The 24,015-nt window shown below is 61.8% G+C and carries 21 protein-coding genes; 13 read left to right on the forward strand and 8 right to left on the reverse strand.

Features of this window, described 5'->3' with window-relative positions; translation table 11 throughout:
• Positions 1-271: 271 nt before the first annotated feature.
• The gene (locus RE429_RS26635) at positions 272-1,471 is read right to left on the reverse strand and encodes an MFS transporter (RefSeq protein ID WP_414474725.1); all 1,200 of its coding nucleotides are present in this window, start codon (positions 1,469-1,471) and stop codon (positions 272-274) included.
• Positions 1,472-1,780: 309 nt separating this feature from the next.
• Positions 1,781-2,434 (reverse strand): transcriptional regulator, encoded by a 654-nt coding sequence (locus tag RE429_RS26640; RefSeq protein ID WP_414474726.1) that lies wholly within the window; start codon positions 2,432-2,434, stop codon positions 1,781-1,783.
• A 245-nt stretch (positions 2,435-2,679) separates the two neighbouring features.
• On the opposite strand from RE429_RS26640, the gene RE429_RS26645 reads away from it, so the two are divergent.
• The 4 genes from RE429_RS26645 (at position 2,680) to RE429_RS26660 (ending at position 6,670) form a co-directional block, all read left to right on the forward strand.
• Positions 2,680-3,534, forward strand: a complete 855-nt coding sequence (locus tag RE429_RS26645; protein WP_414474727.1) for a lysine/arginine/ornithine ABC transporter substrate-binding protein — start codon at positions 2,680-2,682, stop codon at positions 3,532-3,534.
• Positions 3,535-3,700: 166 nt separating this feature from the next.
• Complete coding sequence (locus tag RE429_RS26650) at positions 3,701-4,663, forward strand: pyridoxal-phosphate dependent enzyme (protein WP_414474728.1); 963 nt, start codon at positions 3,701-3,703, stop codon at positions 4,661-4,663.
• 12 nt (positions 4,664-4,675) lie between these two features.
• Positions 4,676-5,674, forward strand: a complete 999-nt coding sequence (locus RE429_RS26655; RefSeq protein WP_414474729.1) for a succinylglutamate desuccinylase/aspartoacylase family protein — start codon at positions 4,676-4,678, stop codon at positions 5,672-5,674.
• A gap of 45 nt (positions 5,675-5,719) precedes the next feature.
• Positions 5,720-6,670 carry an ornithine cyclodeaminase family protein gene (locus RE429_RS26660; RefSeq protein WP_414474730.1) on the forward strand — a complete coding sequence of 317 codons (951 nt, stop codon included), beginning with the start codon at positions 5,720-5,722 and terminating at the stop codon, positions 6,668-6,670.
• A gap of 159 nt (positions 6,671-6,829) precedes the next feature.
• On the opposite strand, the gene RE429_RS26665 is transcribed toward RE429_RS26660, so the two are convergent.
• Positions 6,830-8,035 carry an epoxide hydrolase family protein gene (locus RE429_RS26665; protein WP_414474731.1) on the reverse strand — a complete coding sequence of 402 codons (1,206 nt, stop codon included), beginning with the start codon at positions 8,033-8,035 and terminating at the stop codon, positions 6,830-6,832.
• Between the two features lie 125 nt (positions 8,036-8,160).
• A complete protein-coding gene (locus RE429_RS26670) occupies positions 8,161-8,877 on the reverse strand; it encodes a FadR/GntR family transcriptional regulator (RefSeq protein WP_414474732.1) in 717 nt (238 codons plus the stop codon).
• 273 nt (positions 8,878-9,150) lie between these two features.
• Between RE429_RS26670 and RE429_RS26675 the strand changes: the two genes are divergently transcribed.
• From RE429_RS26675 to RE429_RS26715, 9 genes are all read left to right on the forward strand, one after another.
• Positions 9,151-9,696 (forward strand): ureidoglycolate lyase, encoded by a 546-nt coding sequence (locus RE429_RS26675; protein WP_414474733.1) that lies wholly within the window; start codon positions 9,151-9,153, stop codon positions 9,694-9,696.
• Positions 9,697-9,837: 141 nt separating this feature from the next.
• Positions 9,838-11,394 carry an ABC transporter substrate-binding protein gene (locus RE429_RS26680; protein WP_414474734.1) on the forward strand — a complete coding sequence of 519 codons (1,557 nt, stop codon included), beginning with the start codon at positions 9,838-9,840 and terminating at the stop codon, positions 11,392-11,394.
• 59 nt (positions 11,395-11,453) lie between these two features.
• Positions 11,454-12,494: an ABC transporter permease gene (locus tag RE429_RS26685; protein ID WP_414474735.1), complete on the forward strand. Its 1,041-nt coding sequence runs from the start codon at positions 11,454-11,456 to the stop codon at positions 12,492-12,494.
• Between the two features lie 9 nt (positions 12,495-12,503).
• Positions 12,504-13,352 carry an ABC transporter permease gene (locus RE429_RS26690; protein WP_414474736.1) on the forward strand — a complete coding sequence of 283 codons (849 nt, stop codon included), beginning with the start codon at positions 12,504-12,506 and terminating at the stop codon, positions 13,350-13,352.
• Positions 13,349-15,013 carry a dipeptide ABC transporter ATP-binding protein gene (locus RE429_RS26695; RefSeq protein WP_414474737.1) on the forward strand — a complete coding sequence of 555 codons (1,665 nt, stop codon included), beginning with the start codon at positions 13,349-13,351 and terminating at the stop codon, positions 15,011-15,013. Before RE429_RS26690 ends, RE429_RS26695 begins: the two co-directional genes overlap by 4 nt.
• Positions 15,014-15,023: 10 nt before the next feature.
• A complete protein-coding gene (locus tag RE429_RS26700; protein WP_414474738.1) occupies positions 15,024-15,938 on the forward strand; it encodes an NAD-dependent epimerase/dehydratase family protein in 915 nt (304 codons plus the stop codon).
• Positions 15,939-15,953: 15 nt separating this feature from the next.
• Complete coding sequence (locus tag RE429_RS26705) at positions 15,954-16,712, forward strand: SDR family NAD(P)-dependent oxidoreductase (RefSeq protein WP_414474739.1); 759 nt, start codon at positions 15,954-15,956, stop codon at positions 16,710-16,712.
• Between the two features lie 49 nt (positions 16,713-16,761).
• Positions 16,762-18,198 (forward strand): dihydropyrimidinase, encoded by a 1,437-nt coding sequence (gene hydA, locus RE429_RS26710; protein ID WP_414474740.1) that lies wholly within the window; start codon positions 16,762-16,764, stop codon positions 18,196-18,198.
• A 35-nt stretch (positions 18,199-18,233) separates the two neighbouring features.
• Positions 18,234-18,992: an SDR family NAD(P)-dependent oxidoreductase gene (locus tag RE429_RS26715; RefSeq protein ID WP_414474741.1), complete on the forward strand. Its 759-nt coding sequence runs from the start codon at positions 18,234-18,236 to the stop codon at positions 18,990-18,992.
• A gap of 188 nt (positions 18,993-19,180) precedes the next feature.
• On the opposite strand, the gene RE429_RS26720 is transcribed toward RE429_RS26715, so the two are convergent.
• The 4 genes from RE429_RS26720 to RE429_RS26735 form a co-directional block, all read right to left on the reverse strand.
• Positions 19,181-20,404, reverse strand: coding sequence for a sugar ABC transporter substrate-binding protein (locus RE429_RS26720; RefSeq protein ID WP_414474742.1), 1,224 nt, complete (start codon positions 20,402-20,404; stop codon positions 19,181-19,183).
• A gap of 41 nt (positions 20,405-20,445) precedes the next feature.
• Complete coding sequence (locus tag RE429_RS26725) at positions 20,446-21,321, reverse strand: ABC transporter permease (RefSeq protein ID WP_414474743.1); 876 nt, start codon at positions 21,319-21,321, stop codon at positions 20,446-20,448.
• A 135-nt stretch (positions 21,322-21,456) separates the two neighbouring features.
• Positions 21,457-22,428, reverse strand: a complete 972-nt coding sequence (locus tag RE429_RS26730) for an ABC transporter permease (RefSeq protein WP_414474744.1) — start codon at positions 22,426-22,428, stop codon at positions 21,457-21,459.
• Positions 22,425-23,975 (reverse strand): sugar ABC transporter ATP-binding protein, encoded by a 1,551-nt coding sequence (locus RE429_RS26735; RefSeq protein ID WP_414474745.1) that lies wholly within the window; start codon positions 23,973-23,975, stop codon positions 22,425-22,427. The genes RE429_RS26730 and RE429_RS26735 overlap by 4 nt, the downstream gene beginning before the upstream one ends.
• Between the last annotated feature and the right edge of the window lie 40 nt (positions 23,976-24,015).

The following is a 24,015-nucleotide window of genomic DNA, read 5'->3' on the forward strand; positions in this document are numbered from 1 at the left end:
AAGTCTATGCAGGCAACTCTGATCACTGCCTCATCAGCCGCGCCACTGCCAGGACGAGTTGCGCAACCGCGCATGCCGACACCAAAGCGCGCCAAGCGAGGCCGTCAAATGGTGGTAACTGCCTGTCAGGGGTGATGTTTATAGGCGGCAGGTTCCGTTCGCACCAGCGCATCGTGCGGACCCGGTCTTTCGCAAGAACGATGTGCTCTTTCCAAGAAGGGAGCATCGGATTCGATCCCGAAAGTGGATTCCATTTCTCACGTCCGCTGCTCTAGCCCGGATGATCGTGAGCTCGGCGGCGCAACGCCGCGATTGCAACTGCCAGAGCGACGATGCCTATCAAGCCCGTGACCATGATCAACGCTGTCGACAGAGGCATCATGGTCAGCGCTGCACTTGCCAAGATAATGCCGACCGCGTTCGCGGTGCGAAGCAGGGCGAACACTTCAGGTCGTCTCCGAGGAGAGGAAAGCGTGTCGAGGGTGAGCGAGTAATAGGTGCCCAAAGGGGCGAGAACAGAGCCGATCAGCACGGCTCCGACAAGGGTCGTGGCGATGGATCGATCGAGGGCGACAAGAGCGGATCCCAGGGTCATGACGAAGAGCTGAACCACCACGGTCTTCCGCGTTGCCATGCGATTTCGCACGCTGACCCATATTCCGCCGGCGACAGAGGCTAGGCACAGGGGAACCGTGAAAATGATTGCGAAGGCCGGTTCGTAACCGAGGTTCAGTGCGAGCGCGACGGCGCCGATCTCGATGGCCGCCACAGCAGCGCTTCCCGCCGCGGCGCAGACAAGCCACAGGACGATCGCGGGGCTGAGGATCGAGCCCCCGGCGGGGTGCATATCGGTGATGTGAGCCGAGCCTGCATGCGGGACCGCCAGGACGGGTACGGCGCCAAGAGCCGTGAGAGCCAAGACGGCAGCGACGGGCGAGGCCGTGCCCAGGCCGGAGGCCGCCACCGGGGCCAACACGAAGGTCATCTCGTTGAGCGTGGCCGCAATTCCGAGCGCTCGCGGCAATTGCGACACGGGCGTAAAATGGTTGAGTACGGAGCGTAGATACCCGGAGGCCGCGCCGTTGACCGAGCCCGCAACCGCCGCAAAAGCAATGAGCCATGGAAGGGATGCTTCATATGCCGTGCACAGCGCGACGGAAGCGAGGGCCAGGGTGCGAAAGGCCACCAGCAGCCTCAATACCGTCGCTGACGGCAGGTTCTTGCCAAGCCGGGTTAACGGGACGGCGCCGGCCACCTGGGCAAGCGTCATTGCCAGGATCATGGCAGCGCCGCCGCTGGTCTCGCCCGTGAGGCTCAGGGCAACCAGCGAGAAGGCAACGGGCCCTGCCGCCTGCGGCACGGTTAAGGTGGCGGAAGCGCCGAACCAGCGAAGCAGCGACCATCGGTTGGATGCCACGTTGGCCGACAGAGCGTCGGAGCCGCTAACAGGGGCGTCGAGTTCGCTGGTCATTGCACTTCCGGAGATTGGACCTTCCACTCGGCAGCGGAAAGGTGCGGTCATGGACCCGGTTGAAGATGAGGGGGGGCAATCATAGAGGCGAGCGCGAAACAGGCGTCCGTCAGTGGCGCACTTGACGATCGGACAAGTTCGCAAACCCAGCCCATGGAATAGGCGACGCGCCTCAGGACGTCTACAGGGCGCCGAAGCCGCAACGCTTCGAGCCGTTCCCTTTCAAGCCACCGGTCAGTCGGCACTTGGCCCGCGATATTGAGGAGTTGCGTCAGTGGATCACCCAGGTGGCAGACGCCGCCGCATCATTCATCCCCCCGACCCGCCGTTGCCGCCTTGCTTGAGATAGTTGTAGACCGTCGCTCGGCCCAATCCGAGCACCCTCGAGATGTAGGACGCCATATTGCGTCCGCCGAATGCTCCGTCCCCGGCAAGGTCCATGACGAGTTGCTGCTTCTCGCGCCGGCCCAAATCGGCAACGGACAATCCGCGCTCCCGCGTCCATGATTGAATGTATTCGTTGACCCGTTCATGCCAGTCGTCCTTGAACAACGATGCCGGCTTTTCCTGGGCTTGCGGCACCGAGACGAGGGCCTCCAAGGTACTGATGACGGCGTGGAAGTGAGAGACATCGACGTTGATGCAGAGAATTCCGATAGCCTTCCCGTCGGATCGTAACACGGCGCTGACCGACTTGATGCGTCGCCCGTCCCAGTTCACCTTCTCGTACGGACCGATGATCCTGTCGGACGGCTTGAAATCGATCTCTTGAATGAGAGACGGCTCACCCAGCTCCCGCTTGGAGAAGGTATTGGTCAGATACACGACCGTCTCGGTCGCGAGATCGTGCAGGACCACCTCGGCGTAGGGCTGGAACAGCAGCGCGATCGCGTCGCAGACATCGGTATAGGCCGCGAGTTCCGGCGCAAGCCCGGACTTGGCGGTCTGCCTGCTTTTTCTCATTTTGAAAGTCCGTTGCGCTGGGAGTGGAGCATGCGTTCTGGCCGGGTACGGGATGCAGGAGGGATCGTCCTAGACTGTCTCATTCCCACAAGTCCAGGCAAGTGGCGCAGTCCGGGCGAGGCAGGGCACGAGGTTGGATCAGGAAAAAGCTGATCTAGACTAACGTGTCTAAATTGGACTTGACTGTTCAATGTGACGGCTGCCATGTTGTCAACAATTAATCCTCCGACAAGGGAACACTGACGATGAAGACGCTCGGTCGCCTGGCTCTGGCAGCCATCGGCATCGCGATGGCTCCGGCTCTCGCTCATGCTCAATCCGGAAAGATCACAAGTCTCAAGATCGCAACGGAGGGGGCCTTCGCGCCATGGAATTTCACAGGTGCCGGCGGCAAGCTCGAGGGCTTCGAGATCGACCTGGCCAACGACCTGTGCAAGCGCATGAACGTGACTTGCGAGATCGTGGCCCAGGACTGGGACGGCATCATCCCGGCGCTCAACGCCAAGAAGTATGACGCCATCGTGGCCGGTATGAGCATCACCGACAAGCGCCTCGAGGTCATCGACTTCTCCCGGCCCTATGCTCAGGTGAGCAATGGGATCGTTGTCGCGAAAAACTCCCCGGAATCCAAGGCACTTGGTCCCGTTGCCCGGTTTAACCTCACCTCGCAGCCAGCCGAATCGGAGGCCGCCGTGGCCAAGGTTCGCGAGGCGCTCAAGGGCAAGACCCTCGGTGTCCAGACCTCTTCGTCCCACTCGAGCTTCACCGAAAAATATCTCGCCGGAGCGGTTGAGATCCGGGAGTACAAGACGACGGAGCAGTACGATCTCGATCTCGCCGCCGGGCGCATCGATGCGGTGATCGGCGATACGACGGCCCTTCGCGGCACACTGGATAAGCCGGAATTCAAGGATTTCGCGGTCGCAGGACCAGGCTTCTCCGGAGGCGTTCTCGGGCGCGGCGTGGCTGTGGGCCTGCGCAAGGACAGCCAGGAACTCAAGGGCATGTTCGATCCCGCGATCGCGGCAGCCATTGCCGATGGTACCGTCAAGCAGCTGTCCGAGAAGTGGTTCAAAGTTGACATGACCCCACAGGGCTGATGAGTGATTGCAGCAGGTGCTCGTCGGAAGCCCGACGAGCATTTGCCGGATAAGATATGTGAGATGCGGCGAAGCCCAACGTGACCCCGGGCCTGGTTGCTGCGTGAGCCTGCTCTCCCGGAATCCGGCCGCGTTCCGAGACATTGACCGAAGCCGAGACCTGACAATGAACAACGACGTCCTTGAATCAGCCGCCCGCTCCGTACAGGCGCGGCGTCGCATCCGCGATTACGTCTACGAGACCCCGCTGCTGCCTTCGCGCCAGATCGGCCGCGACACCAACTCTTTCGTTTCCTTCAAGGCGGAGAATTTCCAGCTCACCGGATCGTTCAAGATCCGTGGCGCGGCGAGCAAGATGACCGCACTCGGCCTCGACCAAGGCGTCATCACGGCATCTTCCGGCAATCATGGCATCGGGGCCGCGCAGGCTGCGAGCCTGATCGGCCAGAAGCTGACGGTTGTCCTTCCCGAAACCGTGTCGCCCGCGAAGCTCACGAAGATCCGCTCCTTTGGCGTGGAAGTGATCCTGCACGGGGCCGAGACCGGGTTGGCGGAGCAGCACGCACAGAAGGAGGCCCAGAGCCGGAGCCTCGTCTACGTGTCGCCGTACAACGATCCGGAGATCATCGCGGGGCAAGGCACGATCGCGCTGGAGATGCTGGAACAAGCCGACAGGATCGACAATGTCTTCGTCGCGATGGGCGGCGGCGGGCTGATCAGCGGGATCGGTTCGGTCCTGAAGTGCTTCAGTCCGAGGACGCGCGTGTTCGGTGTTTCCGCGCAGAATTCGGCCGCCTTGGCGGCCTCGATCGTGGCGGGCCGCGTCGTCGAGACCGAGCATCTCGATACCCTCGCGGACGCCGTCGCAGGCGGCGTCGACGATGACAGTATGACCTTGCCGCTTTCGAGCGCCGTCATAGACGAGGTCCTGACGTGCACGGAGGCGGAGATCGCCGCTGCGCTCAAGGACATGGCCGCCAAGGAGAACCAGCTCGTCGAAGGCGCGGCGGCCCTTGCCCTCGCCGGCTTCTATCAGGTTGCCAAGCGCTGCGAGGGGCAGAACAACATCGTGGTGCTCTGCGGGGCCAATTTCGACCATGACCGGATCATGGCCGTCGTGAACGGTTAAGGGGCGCACGCCATGGCAAGTCTCGAGATCGATTGGAACAGGGACGGCCGACAGGCCTCCTACATCCAGGTGCCGAGCTCCACGAACCAGAGCGCATGGCAGAACCTGCGCATACCCGTGTTTGTCATCCGCAATGGCCCGGGACCGACGACGCTGCTTCTCGGGGGCAGCCATGGCGACGAATACGAGGGACCGGTCGCCCTCTCGAAGTTCGCGCACTCGGTCGGGGTGGACGAGATCAAGGGCACCCTCATCGTCGTGCCGGCGATCAACCTGCCGGCCGTCCTGGCAGGAGCGCGCCTGTCGCCGCTCGATGGTCTCAATCTCAACAGGGAGTTCCCTGGCAACGTACACGGGTCGGCGACTCAGCGGATCGCGCACTTCATCAGCACGGAACTCGTGCCAAGGGCCGACAATGTCTTCGACATCCATTCGGGCGGCCGCTCCCTGCGCTTCGAGCTCTGCACATTCATCCATGAGCAGCCCGACCCCGAGCGGACCCGCAGTTTCCTGGCGGCCGCCGAGGCCTTCGGAGCCCCGCTGATCGTCGTCATCCGGGAACCGCATGCGGACGTGATGCTGGACGACGTGGTGGAGAGTTCGGGCAAGCTCATGCTCTCCAGCGAGCTCGGTGGAAGCGGCATCATCACGGCAGAGACCGCCCGCGTGAGCTATGAGGGGCTGCTGGGGGTCCTGCGGCATCTGGGCCACCTGACCCCATCCGCGGACGACCGTGCCGCGCTGCGCAAGACCTCGCGCCGTGTCTCGGTGCCGGGGTCTGATTACTATGTCCATGCGGATGACACCGCATTGTTCGAACCGGCCCTGGATCTCGGCGCCCCGGTCGAGAAAGGGACGGTCATCGGTCACCTGCATTACGTCGACCGCGTGGAGCGGAAACCGACACCGGTGCTCTCTCCCCAATCCGGACTGCTGCTCTGTCTGCACGGGCAGGGAGTGGTCCACCGCAACGATACCCTGGTCGTCGTCGCCAGGGACTATAGGCCGTAACGCCGCCTTGCACCTGCCATCCCATTGAAATCCGGAACCGAGACCTTGACCTCCATCACATTTCTCAATCCAGACGAGATCGAACAACGTGTCGCAAGCCTCGATGTCGTTGGCCTGATGGAGCAGGCCTTCGCGGCTTTCTCGAGGGGCGAGGCCGTCATGCCGATGCCGGGCGAGCTGCTGATCGAGGATCCGCCCGGTGAGGTCCATCTCAAGTACGGCTATTTCAAATCCGGTGATACATACGTCATCAAAATCGCTTCAGGGTTCTGGAACAACCCCGCCAAGGGGCTGAACAGCAGCGATGGACTCCTCCTCGTCTTCCGGAAGGAAACGGGCGAACTCGCTGCCGTTCTCAATGACCGCGGCCGTCTGACCGATCTGCGGACCGCGGCCGCCGGGGCCGTGGCCGCCAAGCATCTGGCGCCGGAGGACGTGGACACGATCGGGGTCATCGGGAACGGAATCCAGGCTGAGTTGCAGGTTCTTGCCCTTCAAGCCGTCCGTCCCTGCAAGACCATCGTCGTCTGGGGGAGAAACCCCGAACGCACGTCTGCCTATGCCAGGCGCATGGAGGAGAAGGGCTTTTCTGTCGAGATTGCGCCATCGGCATCCGACGTCGCTGCCCGCAGCCGCCTGATCGTCACTGCGACCGCAAGTCCTTCGCCGTTGCTGCAATGGTCCGACATACGGCCCGGTACGCACATCACCGCGATCGGGGCAGACAGCGCCGATAAGCAGGAACTCGACGAGGCGATCATCCGCAATGCCGATGTCGTGGTGACCGATAGCCGGAGCCAAGGCATATCGCGCGGCGAGCTCATGCATGCATACGGGCAGGACACAGCCGCCTTGTCCCAGGTCGCCGAAATCGGCGAGATCGTTTCGCGTACTGCAAAGGGACGGACAAGTGAGAGCCAGGTCACCGTCGCGACTTTGTCGGGCCTCGCAGTCCAGGACATTGCCATGGCTTCAGCGGTGCTGTCCGGGCAGTGAGATATCCCCGCTCCGCGTCCACGGCAGCCTGTCGGCGGCAGTCACTGCGATTGCACGTCGACAGCTCTGACGATCCGGGCCAGTTCCAATCCGCGCCATTGCTGCCCGATAGGTCCGTCAGCCAAGCCCCAAGCCGAATCAGGCTGACGGACGCAGACATCAGCGCAACGTCCGAAACAGCGCACGTATCTCTCGAGCCAGGGCATCCGGCTGCTCCATCGCAGCGAAGTGCCCGCCACGCTCCATCGCACTCCAACGCTGAAGGTTTGTGAATGTCCGCTCGGCAATCGAGCGCGGCGGCCGCACGATCTCGCGCGGGAACTCGCAATAGCCGGTAGGGACCGTCACGGTCTCACCTGCCGGAATCGGCCATGGCCCATGCATGCGGGCATAGTAGGGCCAGAAGGACGAGCCGATCGCGGCCGTGAACCAGTAGAGGCTGATGTTCGCCAGAAGATGATCCTGTGGGAACACGGCCTCGATGTCCCCGCCGCAATCGGACCACGCCCGGAACTTCTCCACGATCCAGGCTGCCAGCCCGGCGGGGGAATCCGTCAGGGCAAAGGACAAGGTCTGCGGGCGGGTGCCTTGGATCCACTGATAGCCGGTCTCTTCCTTGAGCCAGAGCTGTAGCTCGTCCAGAAAGCGGCTCTCCTCGGGTGTCGGATCGGACACCATCGCCGGGTCGCGGCGGATCGGCATCATATTGAGGTGAATGCCGGACAGGCGCTCCGCGTAGGCGTAGCCGAGGCGAGCCGTGATGAACGAGCCCCAGTCGCCTCCTTGGGCGCCAAAGCGGTGATAGCCCAGCACTTCACTCATCAACGCGGCAAAGCAATCCGCGATCGCCTCCACCCCGAACCTCGGCTGACCGGGCGTGAACGACAGACCGTAGCCCGGCAGAGACGGAGCAATAACCGTGAACGCATCGGCGGGGTCCCCTCCGAACTGCCCGGGGTCGGTGAGGCGGGGGATCAGCTCGAGGAACTCGAAGATCGATCCGGGCCAGCCGTGGGAGAGGAGGAGAGGGTGGGGATCGGGACCCTTGCCCGGCACGTGCAGGAAATGCAGATCGATGCCATGAAGCCGCACTTTGTACTGCGGGAAGGCATTGAGCCTCGCCTCCTGGGCACGCCAGTCGAAGCGATCACGCCAGGAGTCGATGAGGGTGCTCATGTAGGCCACCTCGGTACCGTACGCCCACGGCTCTCCCGGAGCCTGGTCGGGTAGCCGCGTGCGTGACAAGCGCTCCCGCAGATCCGTGAGGGCAACTTCGGGGACATGCAGTCTGAATGGCTGTGGTCGGCTGCTCATGGGTGTCATGCTCCAAGGTCGACATTCGGCCCCCCCTGCGGCCTCATTCATCCCTTGCACCCCTTGTCGGACCGCGCCCGATCCTGAACGCATGGAAGAATGACTTCAACGCAACCCCGCTCACTGGGCAGTTCACAGGCTCGATGCAGCGCATCACCGTGATCCGCAATTGCACTCTACCATGAGCGGCAGAGGGCCTCGTCTATCCCGCTGCGGCCTGCCGTCTTAATGAGGTGATGACGCATGTAGTAGATGGCGCCCTCAGTGTCGCGCTGCTCCAGAGCGGCAACGATATTCTCGTGTTCAGCGATGGGCTCAAGCAGACGGTTTCTCGCCGTCAGAGGAGCGCGATGGCTTTCGAGGACCATGCCGGAAAAACTCTGATACATATCGATAAAGGCACGGTTTCCTGCGGCGGACACGATCACCGTGTGGAAGCTGAGATCGGCTTGGGCCACTCCTTCGAGATATCCTTCCTGGAGGTGGTGTCGCATTCTCGCGATGCTTTCGCGCAGTTCACCGATACTTTCGCGGGTGATCCGAGAGGCCGCTAACCCGGCCGTATACCCTTCTACGTGCAGGCGAACCTGAAACACGTCCTCCTTTGGAATGCGGTCCCCAAAGCGCCAGCCGCCAGCCGCCCCTTCCGCGCAGACGACGGCACCGCGACCTGGCTCGATCCGAATAAAGCCTAGCGTTTCCAGTACGCTTAGAGCCTCCCTTACAGATGGGCGGCTGATGCTGAAACGAGTAGCAAGTTCACGCTGAGACGGCAGTTTTTCCCCGGGCCTGATCTCGCCGGACGCGATCATCTCTTGAATGCGCAGCATCACGGTTCGGGGGATCGGCGCGCGCCCGCCTTCGAGTTGGGGAGCTGTCATTCTCGGGGTCATCCCCGGTCTCCTTGGAGGTCTTTCGGCATCACATCCAGCACATAGCGCCCTTCGAACCATCTGCAACGTTGTGAAAATACTCTGGTCAGACCGGTCAGGTCAACTCGCGCATTGAAACAGAACAATATTCTCGACAAAAACAAGAAAAATATAGCATTCCAAAGATTTCAGTTGCGGAGTCTGGGCGCTTATGCCGAAATGATCTGGTCTTACCGGTCGGGCCTATCCAGCATGGGGTGCAAACACCCCGCCTCTTCATGCAGCAGATGGAATATGCGTGATATGGTGTACCTTTCCGACAAGCGGCAGGCCCCTGAATCCCCGCCTGCTATCCAGACGTTGCGCATCTCGGCGCAAGCCTTTGCCCCCTACGGTGACCTGCTCGAGGCACCGGCCCAACCGGGGCGCTCCAACTTCGTCGCAAACTTCGAAAATCACCGTCCCCATGCTTGCGCCAATATTGCTCTGGTCCGATGCGATGCGGCCGAGGGAAGACTCCGAATCGATGAGATGGAGTGTCACCCCTTCTCCTCGCAGATCTTCTTTCCGCTTGATGTGAACGACTATCTCGTCGTGGTCGCGAAGGATGACGGGGCCGGGAACCCCGACCCCGGCACATTGGTGGCATTTCAGGTCAGTCACCCGCAGGGCATCAATTACCATCCTGGAACTTGGCACATCGGCATGATCGCGCTCTCGCATCCAGGCACGTTCGCCTTGTTGGTACACGAGGACGGATCGGCGGACGATTGCCGCTTTCGCCGAGTTGGACCGTTCACCGTGGCGGTGTCGCAAGAAAGTTCGCCTTCGGACGATTAAGAATTCGTTAGCTGTGCCGCGAGTGACGCGACACGAACGAACAGAGGGAGAGAAACGATGAGCGTGCTTAAGCCCACGACAGACGAGCACTTGCTATTACGCGGCCGTTGCTTGCCCGCCAGCGTTCTATCGAGCCTGCTGTTGACGTCCGCCATAGTTCTCTCCGCCGCTCCGGCGCGGGCGCAAGATGCAAAGTCGACGCTGGTTGTGGCGGGCCCCCGGACACCGGAATCCCTCGACCAGGAATACCCGCCGACCGAAGCGGTTCACGAGATGCGCCGCAATGTCTACGAGCGCCTGATCAGCTATGCGCCGAAGGTCGCCGACGACGGCGTGACGTATGAGGATTTCGGCAGGATCGTCGGCGCTCTGTCCGAGAAATGGGAGGTTTCCCCCGACAAGAAGTCGATCACCTTCTACCTGCGCAAGGGCGTGAAAAGTGCGGCAGGAAACGAGCTCAATGCCGATACGATCATGTGGTCGTTCGAACGTGGGTGGAACCTCAAGTCGAATTTCCACTGGTACATGACGCAGATCCTGAAGATCCCATCCTTCGAGAGCGCATTCTCCAAAGTCGACGATTACACCGTGAAGGTCAGCATTCCCAATCCGTCGCCCCTGTTAGAGCGTCTCTGGGTGAACAGTGATCTTGGAATCCTGGATTCTGCCGAAGTCAAGAAACACGTCACCGCCGACGATCCTTGGGCGCAACGTTGGCTCGCAACGAACAGCGCCTCCTTTGGACCCTATTACGTCGTCAAATATTCACCGGGCCAGGAGGTCGTCTACGAAGCCAACGCAAGCTACTACCGCGGCGCACCCAAGCTCAAGCGTGTCATCTTCCGTGAGATGCCGACGTCCGCCAACCGGGTCGCCGCCCTGCAGGCGGGCTCGGTCGATGTAGCCGAATATCTCCTGCCCCGCGAACTGGCACTTTTGGAAAAATCTCCGGCCGTAAAGGTCCACAAGGTCTTCGGGAACTACATCCACCGTGTCGAGATGAACAATACGACAGCGCCATTCACGGATGTGCGTGTTCGCAAGGCTCTGAATTATCTCGTCCCCCGCGACGATATCCTGAAGGCCGTCTACTTCAACACGGCGCGGCCGACCAAGAGTCCGATCTCCGAAATTTACCCGGGCTTCACGGACCAGTACTTCACATACGATACCGATGTTGAGAAGGCCAAGGCTCTGCTGACGGAAGCAGGCTTACCGAACGGCTTCAAGACCGAACTCGGTTATCGCACCGGCGATCAACTCGAGGAAGAGATGGCCGTCATCCTGAAGTCCGCCTTCGCGAAGGCGGGTGTGGATATCACGCTCTCCAAGCTGCCGGCATCCACCCTGGTCGAACGCTACACCAAGGGCTCAATCCCCATGTACTTCTTCCGCGACATGGCGATCGTCCCCGATGCGGCCTATGTGGCGAACCTCTGGCTGAACAGCGCTTCTCTCATCAACTATTCGCGCTTCAAGAGCGAGGAGGTCGACAATCTGATCAATGGCGCCCTGACGAGCACCGACGAGTCCAAGCGCCTCGAAGACATGAAGCGCGTGCAGCAGATCATGGTCGAGGCGGCACCCTGGGTCTTCCTGGCAAACCCCGGATACCAGCTGGCGACCAAGCCTAACGTGAAGGGGTACTCCTGGTACACTCCCAACGGCAATGCATGGTTCGACATCTCCAAGGAATGAGTGCAACCTCGCGAGGGTTCAGTCTGGACCCTCGCGCCTTCTCTCGAATGTGGCGACCCATGAACCTTCAAAGTTTCTGGCGCGTGCTGCCGCGCCCCCTCCGGATCATCGCAGTCCGCCTGCCTCTCGTCGTCCCGCAGATGTTCGGCGTCATGCTGGTCACATTCATGCTGGTCCGGCTTCTTCCCGGCGATCCGGCGCTCCTGATGCTGGGCAACACAGCCACGCCGGAAACCATCGCAGCGCTGCGCGAGCGGCTGGGGCTGGACAAGAGCATCTGGGAGCAGTTCGTCGCTTACGTCGGTAACATTCTTCATGGCGATCTCGGCATCTCGCTGTTCACATCCAATCCGGTGACGGTGGACCTGATGGAGCGTGCGCCGGCGACGCTGGAGCTGATCACCTACGCGATGCTCCTCACCGTGGTCCTGGGCGTGACGCTCGCCGTTCTGTCCGTTGTCCGGAGAGGTGGCCTCATCGATGAGGGCACCCGCATCTATGGGCTTGCCGCCGGCGCGATCCCGGATTTCTGGGTCGGACTGCTTCTGATCTTCTTTCTCTTCTACATTGCGGGCATCGTTCCGGCGCCGTTCGGGCGGATCGATGCGCTCGTGTCCCCACCGCCGCAGGTCACCGGCTTCTATACGGTCGACAGCCTGCTCGCCGGGGACCTGGCGGCATTCTGGTCCTCGGCCGGACGTCTGCTGTTGCCTGTCCTGACCCTGACCATCGTCAATGCAGGCGCTCTCATGAAGATGACGAGGACGGCATTCAGCGACATCTATCGCAGCGAATTCATCCGGCATCAGCGTGCCTGCGGGCTGTCGGAGCGGACCATCATCCGGGGAGCCCTGCGCAACAGCCTACCTCCAGTGATCACGCTTGTGGGGTTCCTGTTCGGATTCCTCCTCGGCGCGGCCGTCCTGGTGGAAACGATCTTTTCCTGGGGCGGGCTCGGTCAGTACGCCGTACAGGCCGTCATCAACAGCGATTACCCGGCTCTCCAGGGCTTCGTCCTGGTTGCAGCCGCGTTCATCCTCATCGTCTATCTCGTCGTCGACATTCTCTACGAACTTGCCGATCCGCGGATCAAGGTCTGAGGAAGCCAGATGAACAGCCCGAGCAATCTTCTCACCTTCGTCATCCGCCGTCCGGCGGCGCTCGCAGGGCTCGTCCTGCTCGCCCTCCAGATCGTCGCCATCGTCTTCGCGCCCCTTCTTGCAACCCATTCTCCCGTCGAGGCGGACCCCATCAACTCGCTTCAGCCTCCGTCGCTGACGCATTGGTTCGGCACCGACGTTTCGGGAATGGATATCTACTCGCGCATCGTCTTCGCCACGCGCGTAAACCTTCTCATCAGCATCTCGGCGGTGGCCGTTGCATTCGTCATCGGCGTGCCGACCGGCTTGCTGATCGGGTACTATCGAGGCACCGTCAGTTCTCTCGTGATGCGCGTCTTCGACTTCATTCAGTCCTTTCCGGTCTTCGTTCTCGGCATGGCGCTGGTTTCGGTCATGGGGCAGGAGATCTGGAATGTTGCGATCGTGCTCGCGGTGCTGTTCATCCCGATGTTCGCCCGCCTGATCCGGGCGGAAGTCCTCTCTCTCCGGGAGCGCCCCTTCATCAGCGCCGCCCGCTGCAGCGGAGCCACCGACCGCTCGATCATGTTCCGCCACATTCTGCCGAACGCGCTCACGCCGGCGATCGTGCAGATTTCCATCAGCATCGGCATGGCCATCCTGCTCACGGCGGGCCTTTCCTTCATCGGAGCCGGCGTGCGCATGCCCACGCCGGAATGGGGGCTCATGGTTTCCATCGGTGCCCAGCAGATGATCCTCGGCGTCTGGTGGGTGTCGCTCTTCCCCGGACTTGCTATCGTCATATCGGTCCTGTGCTTCGCTCTTCTGGGCGATGTCGCAAAGGACCTGTCGGATCCCACAACGAGGGGACGTCAATGATCGCAGATCCTTCAGACATATTGCTGGAAGTCGACAAGCTGACCGTCTCGTTTGGCGACAAAGCGGTGCTTGACGACGTGAGCTTCAGCCTGCGCCGGGACGAGGTTCTGGGGATAGTCGGCGAGACGGGAGCGGGAAAGTCGATTCTGGCGCGCGCGCTCATCAATCTGCTGCCGGAGGACGGGCGAATTGCGTCGGGCGACGTCCGCCTGAACGGCCGATCCATCCTGACGATGACATCCAGCGAGCAGCGCCAGCTTCGCGGCAGCGAAATCTCGGTGATCGGAACCAACGCGAAGTCGCTCCTCGATCCGGTCGAGACTGTGGGAACTCAGGTTGCGCGCGTTCTCCGCGCTCATCGGGAGGTCAGTCGCAGTGAGGCGTGGAAAGCGGCGGTTGATCTGTTCGCCAAGGTGGGAATCGTCGATCCAGGACGGCGCGCCCATGCCTATCCGCATGAGCTTTCAGGCGGCATGGCGCAGCGTGTCGTGATCGCCATGGCCATGATCGCCGGGCCGAAGGTCATCCTGGCCGATGATGCGACGCTCGGGCTCGACGCGACCATTCAGGTCCAGGTGCTCGATCTTCTCGTCCAGCGTTGCCGCGAACTCGGCCTTGGAGCCGTGATCATCACGCACGATCTCGGCATCGTGGCCCATTACTGCGATCGTGTCGCCATCATGCGCGAGGGGCGGATCGTGGAACTCAAGCCGACCGGGCGCTTTCTGGAGAAGCCGGAGGAGGCCTACAGCTCCGTCCTGCTCGACGCGGCGCGGGTGCGTCCGACCCCGATGGGTGGTCATGATCGAGGTGTCGAATGCCCACCAGCCTCTCCCGGGACGGCGCAGCCCCTGCTCGAGGTGCAGGGGCTCGAGAAGTTCTTCGCCATCGGAGGAAACAGCAAGGCGGTTCGCGCGGTCGATGGCGTGTCGTTCTCGGTCGGGCGCGGCGAGACGCTGGCCCTTGTCGGCGAGAGCGGATCCGGCAAGACGACCGCAGGACAATGTCTCGTCAGGCTGCTCAATCCCGACGGGGGAAAGATCCTTTTCGACGGCGCCGACATCACCACCCTGCCGGAGCGTGACTTTCGCCCCTATCGCAAGCGGATCCAGATGGTGTTCCAGGAACCCTACGTGGCCTTGAACCCACGCTGGCCCGTCGAGAACCTGATCGGCGAGCCGCTCGAACTCGATTCCAGGATGAGCCGTGCGGATCGGGCCAGACGGGTGAGGGAGCTGCTCGACATGGTGCGGCTTCCGGCCAAGCTGGCGGTCGCCTATCCGCATCAGCTCACCGCCGGCGAGCAGAAGCGGATCGGCATCGCACGGGCGTTGGCGACTCATCCTGACTTCGTGGTGTTCGACGAGCCGACCACGGCCCTCGACATCCGGGTGCGGGCGCAGATCATCGACCTCGTTCGGGAGCTTCAGCAGGGGATGGGACTGTCCGCTCTCTTCATCACACACGATCTCAACTCGGTGCGATCCTTGGCTCACTACGTTGCGGTCATGCGCTACGGAAAGATCGTCGAGAGCGGCGAGACGGAAACGATTTTCGCGCGGCCGGCGCAGGACTACACGAAGACGCTGCTGGCAGCCGAATTGCCGATCGAACAGAGCGAATCCCAGCGCAATCGCGCGCTGGCACGACATGTCGGTTGAGGAGGTCGTCATGAGTGAACCGGCCGTTTTGGTGACCGGGGCCGCCGGCCTTCTCGGCAATGCGGTGCGGGCTCTGCTGGAGGCGGACGGGCGGCGGGTTGTGCCTATCGACCGGGTTTCCATGACGGAGGAAGGACGGCCGATCGTCGTCTGCGACCTGTCGGACGTGCATCGTCTGCACGCGCTCTCCGTTGAAAGCCAGATCGTGGGAATCGTTCATTGCGGGGCTCACTCGGGTCCCATGGTGGCGCGCGACAATCCCTATTCCATGGTTCAGGTCAACATCGTCGGCACGGCGAACGTCCTCGAGATCGCGCGCATCCACGGAGCGCGCTTTGTCTTCTGCTCGTCGACCAGCGCTTATGGGAACACGCCCGGAGGCCCTGTTCCCGAGGATGTTCTTCTCGTGCCGACGAGTGTGTACGGCGCGAGCAAGGTCGCCGGCGAGCAGCTCGTTTCTGCTTACAGCAAACAATATGGCGTCGACGGCGTGAGCCTTAGGCTGTCGTGGGTGTATGGGCCGCGGCGCACGACGGACTGCATCGTGCGGACCATGATCGAGGATGCGCTTGCCGGCCGTCCTACCCGTAAGCTCTTCGGGCGCGACTTCCACCGCCAGTTCATCCATGTGGACGATGCGGCAAGGGCGTTCGTCATGGCTCTGAATACGCCGCATCTGCCGCGCCAATCCTACAACGTGACCGGTGGGACGTATCTGACGCTCGGTGAGATCGGCGACATCGTACGCCGGGTCCTGCCGCAGGCGGAGATCGAGCTTGGAGAGGGGCCGGACCCCGTGGATGACATGCAGCATCGCTTCGATGTGTCTGCGGTCCAGCGGGATCTCCGCTTTCAGCCGGAGATCAGTCTCGAACACGGCGTGCGTGACTATGCAGCATGGTTGCGAAACCGCGCTGCCGCTTGAGCGAAAGGTGGGGAAATGAGCGAAATCTTCAGCTTGGCCGGACGGAAGGCATTGGTCACGGGGGGAAGCCGGGGCATCGGAGCTGCGACCGTCGAGCTCTTTGCCCGCAATGGCGCCGAGGTCGCATTCTGCCATTACCATGACGAGACGAACGCCGACGAACTCGTCCGGCGGCTCGAATCCGCAGGCTTGCGGGTTCACGCCAGATCCTGCGATGTCGCCAGCGAGTCGGAGGTTGCGGCCATGGCCTCCTGGGCCGAGGATCGGCTCGGACGGGTCGACATCCTCGTCAATTGCGCGGGCATTGGAGGCGACAAGGCGTTCACCGATCTGACCGTGCCCGATTGGGACCGCATGCTCGGCGTTCACCTGCGCGGCACGTTCCTGGTGACCCAAGCCTTCTTCCGCAAGATGGTCGAGCGCTCCTACGGCCGTATCATCAACTTCGCGTCCCAACTCGCCTACAAGGGCGCGCCGGGTCTTGCCCATTATTGTGCCGCCAAGGCGGGCGTCATAGGATTCACGCGCGCGCTGTCCTACGAGGGGGCTCCCCATGGGGTTATGGTCAACGCCGTCGCGCCCGGGCCCGTCGAGACGGAGCTGCTGATGGGCCTCAGCGACGAGTGGCGGGCCATGAAGAAGGCACAACTGCCGGTCGGACGCTTCGGCCATGTAGACGAGATCGCCCCCACCGTCCTGCTGCTCGCCTCGCAGGCCGGCGCCTTCTACACGGGGCAGACGCTCTCGCCCAACGGCGGCGACGTCATGGTCTGACGCCTGCAGTAACGAACCCATCCAGCACCAGGAAGAGAGAGCCCTCGACATGAGTGATTATGATCTTGTCATCCGCGGAGGAACGGTCGTCACGGCGGCGGACACGGTGCGTGCCGATGTCGGCATTCGCGACGGCCGCATCATCGCCGTGGGTGAGCGGCTGGAGCGCGGCGAAAAGGAGATCGAGGCATCCGGCCTGCTGGTAATGCCTGGCGGAATCGACAGCCATGTCCATCTCGCCCAACCGGCCTTCGGCGGCCCCGCCATGGCGGACGGGTTCGAGAGCGGAACCCGCTCGGCCATCGCGGGCGGCAATACCACGGTCCTGCCCTTCGCACTCCAGCCGCGCGGTGCCTCACTCAGGACGAGCGTGGCCGATTACCACAAGGAGGCAGACGGAAAGAGCTACTGCGATTACGGCTTCCACCTGATCATCAGCGACCCGACCGCCAGCGTTCTCGGCCAGGAGCTGCCCTCGCTCGTCAACGACGGGTACACGTCGTTCAAGGTATTCATGACGTATGACGACCTCGTGCTCAATGACAGGCAGCTGCTTGAAGTATTCGACTGCGCGCGCGGCTGCGGTGCGCTCGTCATGGTTCACTGCGAGGGATACGACGCCATCCGATTCATGACGGAGCGGCTGGAGCTCGCGGGAAAGAAGGCGCCCTATTACCATGCGGTGTCCCGTCCGCAATCCGTCGAGCGTGAGGCCACGCACCGGGCCATCAGCCATGCGGAGCTGACTGACGTGCCGATCATGATCGTCCACGTGTCGGGACGCGAGCCGATGGAGCAGATCCGCTGGGCCCAGCAGAAGGGCCTGAAGGTCTATGGCGAAACCTGCCCGCAATACATCGCGCTGACAGCCGACGACCTCAAGGGTCTCAACATGGACGAGAGCGGCGGCAAGTACGTGTGCTCGCCTCCGCCCCGCGACGAGGCAAGCTGGGAAGCGGTCTGGGAAGGCATTCGGACGGGCGTCTTCCAGACCTTCTCGTCGGACCATTGCCCGTTCTTCTACGAGGGCGAAATGGGCAAGCTGAATCCCAAGGCTCGCACCTCGTTCCGCTGGGTTCCCAACGGCATCCCGGGCGTCGAGACGCGCATGCAGATCCTGTACTCGAAGGGCGTCGTCGAGGGCCGCATCACGCTCAACGACTTCGTCGCGCTGACCTCGACGAACCATGCGAAGATCTACGGCCTCTATCCCAGGAAGGGATCGATCGCTCCGGGCTTCGACGCCGATATCGTCCTATGGGATCCGCAGCGCAAGGAAACCATCCGTCAGGAGCTGATGCACCACGGCGCCGACTATACACCGTATGAAGGCATGACGGTGACAGGCTGGCCCGTGGCCACGATTCTTCGCGGAAAGCTCGTGGCGGAGGAGGGCAAGATCATCGGCGAGCCCGGAGGCGGGGCCTTCCTCAAACGGGAACTGTCGCCTTACGCCGTTCCCGCCAAGACGGGCGAACGCTGGTAGGCAGCCGGTGCCCAGAGATGACGAAGGACAACGATATGCATATACCTGTGGTGTTGATCACCGGAGCCGGAATCGGAATTGGCCGAGCCTCCGCCGTCGCGTTCGCCCGCTCCGGGTACCGCGTCATCCTGACCGATGTCCTTGAGGGCGAGGGCCAGAGGACCGCCGAGGAGATCATCCAGGAGGGAGGTCACGCCGAATTCCATTATCTCGACGTGAGGGATACGGAACGAACGGATTCCCTTGTGGCGCTGGTCGAGGAGAGACACGGCCGGATCGACGCGGTCCTCGCCAATGCAGGCATCGCGCACAAGGTTCCTTTGCCGGCGCTCACCGACGAGAAGTGGAACCACACGCTCGATATCGATCTCGGCGGCGTGTTTCGGATCGCGCGCGCTGCCGCTCCCGGGATGAGACAGCGCGGTAGCGGCAGCGTGATCGCGCTTTCGTCGATCATGGGTGTCGCATACGGCTGGGATGAGCACGTGCATTACTCCGCCGCCAAGTCGGGTGTCGTGGGACTCGTTCGTGGCCTGGCGGTGGAACTCGCCAAGGACGGCATCCGCGTCAACGGAATTGCACCGGGCTATATCTGCACGGCGCAGGCCCTGTCTGAGGAGAATTCCCTCGGAGAGGCAGGATTGAAGGACGCGGCCAAGTTCATCCCGCTCGGCCGTACGGGCGAACCGGAGGACGTCGCCGATGTCGCCGTGTTCCTGGCATCGGATGCAGCGCGCTACATCACGGGGCAGGTCATCGTGGTGGATGGAGGACTGCTCGTCGGGCGCTACTGAAGGGAGCAAAGGCGAAAACGCCATGCCGCGACGGGCGGACGGCGGCATCATCGAAGACGCTTGGGCGTCCCGCAAAATTGCATCGACACGGTGCGCCACCGAGCGTGGAAATCCGGCCAGAGCCTTGCCATCCGACGATGTCTGACCGCGATGCGATGGGGCAGGGCCGAAGCCCTACCCCTATACAATTATTTCGGGACCGCGATCGGATCCACGCGGTTCGGCTCGAGCCAGTCTGCGGGAGGCTTGCAATCGATGCAGTTGATGCCTGGTAAGTTGTCCGCATAGCTGATCTTCGGCAGTTCCTGAATCGTGGCATTCGGAGTAGGTGTTCCGTTCTGGACAGATTCCAGGCTCAGTTCCGGCAGGAGGTCGCCGTTGAGTGAGGTATCGAGGAACAACGGCGGCACCTTATCGGCCGGGAAGGTGTTGCAGCCCCCGACGAACAATTCGCCGGAGCAGACCTTTACGTCCTTGGGTTCGACCCACGGCAGCGGATACTCGATATTGTGCTTCTCAGGCTTCTTCTTGCCAGTGACCACTTCCATCATGAGTTTGAATGCGTACCCACCGACGGCTGGCCCCGCACTTGACGACACGCCTTTCAGTCCTTTTGCCTGTAGGGCGGGATCGGCGATCATGAGGCGGTAGCCATTGTTCGACTGACCGGCAATCGTGACCAACCGGTCGGGGCGTCCGTTCATTACCGCTTGCAACGAGCCGTATGTGCCGTCCACGGTCCAGATGCCGTCAATATTGGGATGGGCAGCCAGGATCTTGGCAACCTCTTCTTGCGATGTTGCGTCATTCCAGTTGCCGTAGAAATCGCCGACGATCTTGATGCCCGGATACTTCTTGAAGATGTGATAGGCCTGTTCGTCGTAAGTCTTCGTGACGGTTGTCCCCGCGACGCCATGGTTGAAGACGATTTCGCCCTTGCCACCCATCTGGTTGACCATCCATTGGGCGCTGTTCGCTCCATAGCGGGCGGTAATGTTGCTGACGTTGTAGGCACATGGCTCGGTAACGGTCGAGTCGTAGGTGAATACGGTGATGCCTCTGTCGCAGGCTTGCTTGATGACCCGATTGAGCGCGGTTGGCGAAAGCGGATAGATCAGGATAGCATTCGCGCCATTCGCGATCATACTTTGAAGGTCGGAGATCTGACGCTGCACGTCGGTGCCGGAGATCACGGTCTTGAAGTCGACCATCTTGTCATAAGGAGGAGTCGCGGCAAGCGCCTTGATGCCGCTGGCGGCCGCGGCCTGCCACGTGTTGCCGCTATAGCTCATGTTGAGAAACACCTTATACGACTGCTGTGCATGTCCAGGTGTCGCGGCCAGAGAAATGGCGGCAACGGTCAGAAGACCTGGTGCACTGATCCCCGCCCAACGGTAAAACTTGGTCCTCATGTTGTTCCTCCGATGTGAATACGCAACGTGCGTAGTTGCGATCAGCGTTTGATGCCGATGAGTTGTTTTCCCTGAAATATCAGAGCAATGATGATGATTGCTCCTTGAACGATGCTCCTGAATCCTTGTGACAGACTGAAAGCGGTGATGACCGTCGACAGGGTGCTCAGGAACAACGCGCCTGCGAAGGTGCCGATGTAGAGGCCCGCGCCGCCTGTAACGCGTGCGCCCCCAATCACGACCGCCGCAATCGTCGGCATCAGAAGGGCATTGCCCATGTCTAGGGTTGCGCTGGACGAATAGCCGGCGAGAAGTATGCCCGCCACTCCAGCACACAGCCCGCTGATCGCGTATACCGTGACGGTTAATGGCACAATTGGAAGACCGAGCACGCGCGCTGCCCCAGGGCTGCTGCCGGTGGCATAGAGTTTCCTCCCGATCGAGGTCCTATTCTGGAACAGAATGGCTCCGCCAACGAAAATGATCATGAAGAGGATTGGGAGCGGTATTCCAAGCCAGCGACCGCTCATGAAATCCTGCAGCGCGGGGGCGACGGTTTGCTGGGAGCCTCCTGACGTCAGACTAAGTGCAATTCCAAAGAAGGTCGTTCCGGACGACAAGGTCATAATGAACGGAGGCAGCTTGGCGATCCCGATTCCGATCCCGTTGATCGCGCCGATCGCCGTGCAACAGAGCAATGCCGCCGGCAGGGCGTAAATAAGTGCGTCGTTGCTGCCGCGCGTCAAGTTGGCGATCATCATGCCGCCGATTCCCATAACGACGCCGATGGACAGGTCGATACCGCCGATCAGGATGACGAGGCCTTGGCCGAAGGAGGCGACGACGAGAAATATCGCCGTCACAAGGATGGCCGTAAGCTGATCGACCGATCCGAAGGCGGGATTGAGCAGCTTCATTCCAACAACCAGGACGGCCGTGGCCCCGAGCACTCCGAGCGCAGGACCAAGATCCGGTGAAAGGAGGGGACGGCGGTATGAAACCGGTTCTCCGGTTGCAATGTCCGCTGCAGGCGTTGTGTTCCGGGTCTGCATCTAAGCGACCTTCCGCCTTGTGAATCGGGAGACGAGAGTCGTGAGTTGGCCAAAGAAGATTGCAGCGATCATGATCAGACCGTTGAAGATGTTCGTGTAAAACTCGGCGACGCCGAGCGCGAAGAGCATCTTCTGCATGACAGTCAGGATTCCGGCGCCGAACAATGTTCCGATGACTCCGCCGAGGCCGCCGATCAGCGATGTTCCACCAATGGCCACCGAAGCGAACATGAAGAGCAGGAACGAGTCGCTGACCCGGGGATCCCCTGATCCAATCTCGGCACTGTAAACGTAGCCGGACACCGCATAGCAGATTCCGGCCGCGATAAAGGCGAACATCTTCGTCGACCGAGTATCAATGCCCGACAACCGAGCCGCCGCTTCGTCGGCCCCGACCGCATAAAGGGCAATGCCGCGACGGGTGTTCTTCAGGACAGTCCAGAGCAGAGCTGCCGCGACCAGGATGAGTGCTGCAGTCGGTATTCCTAAGAGGTCACCAGTCACTCCGTCGGAAATGGCGTCTGCGACTTGGCCGCCAGGCGCAGGAAGCACGAGAAGAGCAATGCCTTGGCAGACGATCAGAGAGCCGATCGTCACCGCAAGCGATTGAAGCCTGAGATAAGCAACCAGAAAGCCGTTCAAGGCGCCGACCAAGATCCCGATCGCGAGCACGGCCGCCAGGCTGCCGGAGCTGCCCAGGATCTCGGTACTCGTCGTTGCAACGACAACGTTGCCCAGAGCTATTACGCCCGACCCCGAGAGGTCCAGGTTTCCCGTCAGGATGACGATGGTCAGGCCCGCTGCCGCCAGGGCCAATACGACCGTGTTGTTCACCAGATTGCTGATGCCGAATGACGAAAGCGCGGAGGGCTCATGGGCGGCGTAGATGCCGAACATCAACAGAAATAGCAGAACGGACGGTGTGGCTGTGCCACCGAGCTTTCCGAGGCGCTGCGCAATCCGGTTCATCATGGGATTCTTGCCCCCAGGGCGTCAGGGCGGGATGGCAAGGCAGTGATCGGGTGGCCAGAAGCGCCGGAAGCCATGGCCAGCAGTCTATCTTGCGTGAGCTCGCTTCGGGAGAGCTCCCCGGCGATTGCGTTACGATAGAGCACAACGCAGCGGTCGCACAGATGAACGAGCTCGTCGAGTTCCGTGGAGTAGAACAGGATCGCACCACCGTCCCGAACGAAGGCCCGCATCATCGCGTAGATATTTTGCTTCGCTCCGACGTCGACGCCTCGGGTCGGGTCAAACAAAAGCAGACACTTTGCGCCGCTGATAAGCGACCTGGCCAGAATCGCCTTCTGCTGATTGCCTCCCGACAGCGCGCTGATGCTGAGGGGCAGATAGTGTTCTGCCAAGTTTACGGACGGGACGACAGCCTCGACAAGCCGCCGCTCTGCACCCGGGTGAACGAACCCGGCACGGCTCGCGGAGTCGATCACGGGTAGTGAGATATTCGCCATTGTCGAGAGATCGTTGAAAACTCCCTCCGACTTACGCTCCTCGGGGACCAACACGACGCCAAGTCTCTGCGCAGCACGCGGAGATCGGATTGCGGCTTCGGTGCCGTTGACTGAAATTGATCCCTTTTGCAGAGGCTCGAGTCCCACGAGTGCCTTGAACAGGTTGGACTGGCCATGCCCCTCAAGTCCTGCCACGCCCAGGATCTCTCCCGGGGCGAGGGAGAAGCTGATATCCCCAATGCCGGGTCCGGCCAGGCCCTTGGCTTCGAGAGCTGGTCTTTCGCCAGCCTGGACGGCCGAGGGCGTGGCCGTGAAAGTCTCGACGATGGAGCGGCCGGCCATGCTGCTGAAGATGGCGTCGTCGCTCATGGCGGATACCTCGCTGTCCAGGACCTTCCTGCCGTTGCGCAGGATCACGCAGCGCCGGCAAAGTCGCCGGATCTCGTCGAGCTTGTGGCTGATGTAGAGGACGGAACCGCCGCTCGTCTGAACCCGGTCCACAAGGCGGAACAGCCATTCGCGATCGGTCAGGGCTGCGGTCGGCTCGTCGAGAAGGAGAACGGACGGTTCGCGCCGGAGTGCCCGGACGATCTCGACCCTCTGCCGCATCCCGAGCGGCAGGTCGCCGATCAGCGCGGACGGTGCGATGTCCGTGACGCCATACTCCTCCAGAATTTCTCCGGCCCTCGTCTCCAGTTTAGGGATCGGTACCAAGCCGAACCGGTTGCGATCGAGTTGAGGGAGGAACATATTCACCGCAACGGAGAGCGATGGCACCAAGCTCAATTCCTGGAACGCGGTCGATACGCCACGTCCGTTTGCCTCGACGATCGTTTGCGGAGCGAACTTTGCGCCATTGACGAGGATTTCGCCCGAGTCCGGAGTTACGACCCCGCTCAGCAGCTTGACGAGGGTTGACTTGCCGGCGCCGTTCTCTCCAAGAAGACCGCAAACCTCCCCGGATTGCAGGGTGAACGAGACGCCGTCCAGCGCTGTGGTCGCTCCGTATCGTTTGCTTACGGCCCGAACGTCTAGGAGGGATGAAACCATCACGCCTCGCATGGCTGAAGGAAGTCAGCATTTTTGGTCA

Source organism: Microvirga sp. M2, from assembly GCF_047497095.1.
Lineage (GTDB): Bacteria > Pseudomonadota > Alphaproteobacteria > Rhizobiales > Beijerinckiaceae > Microvirga.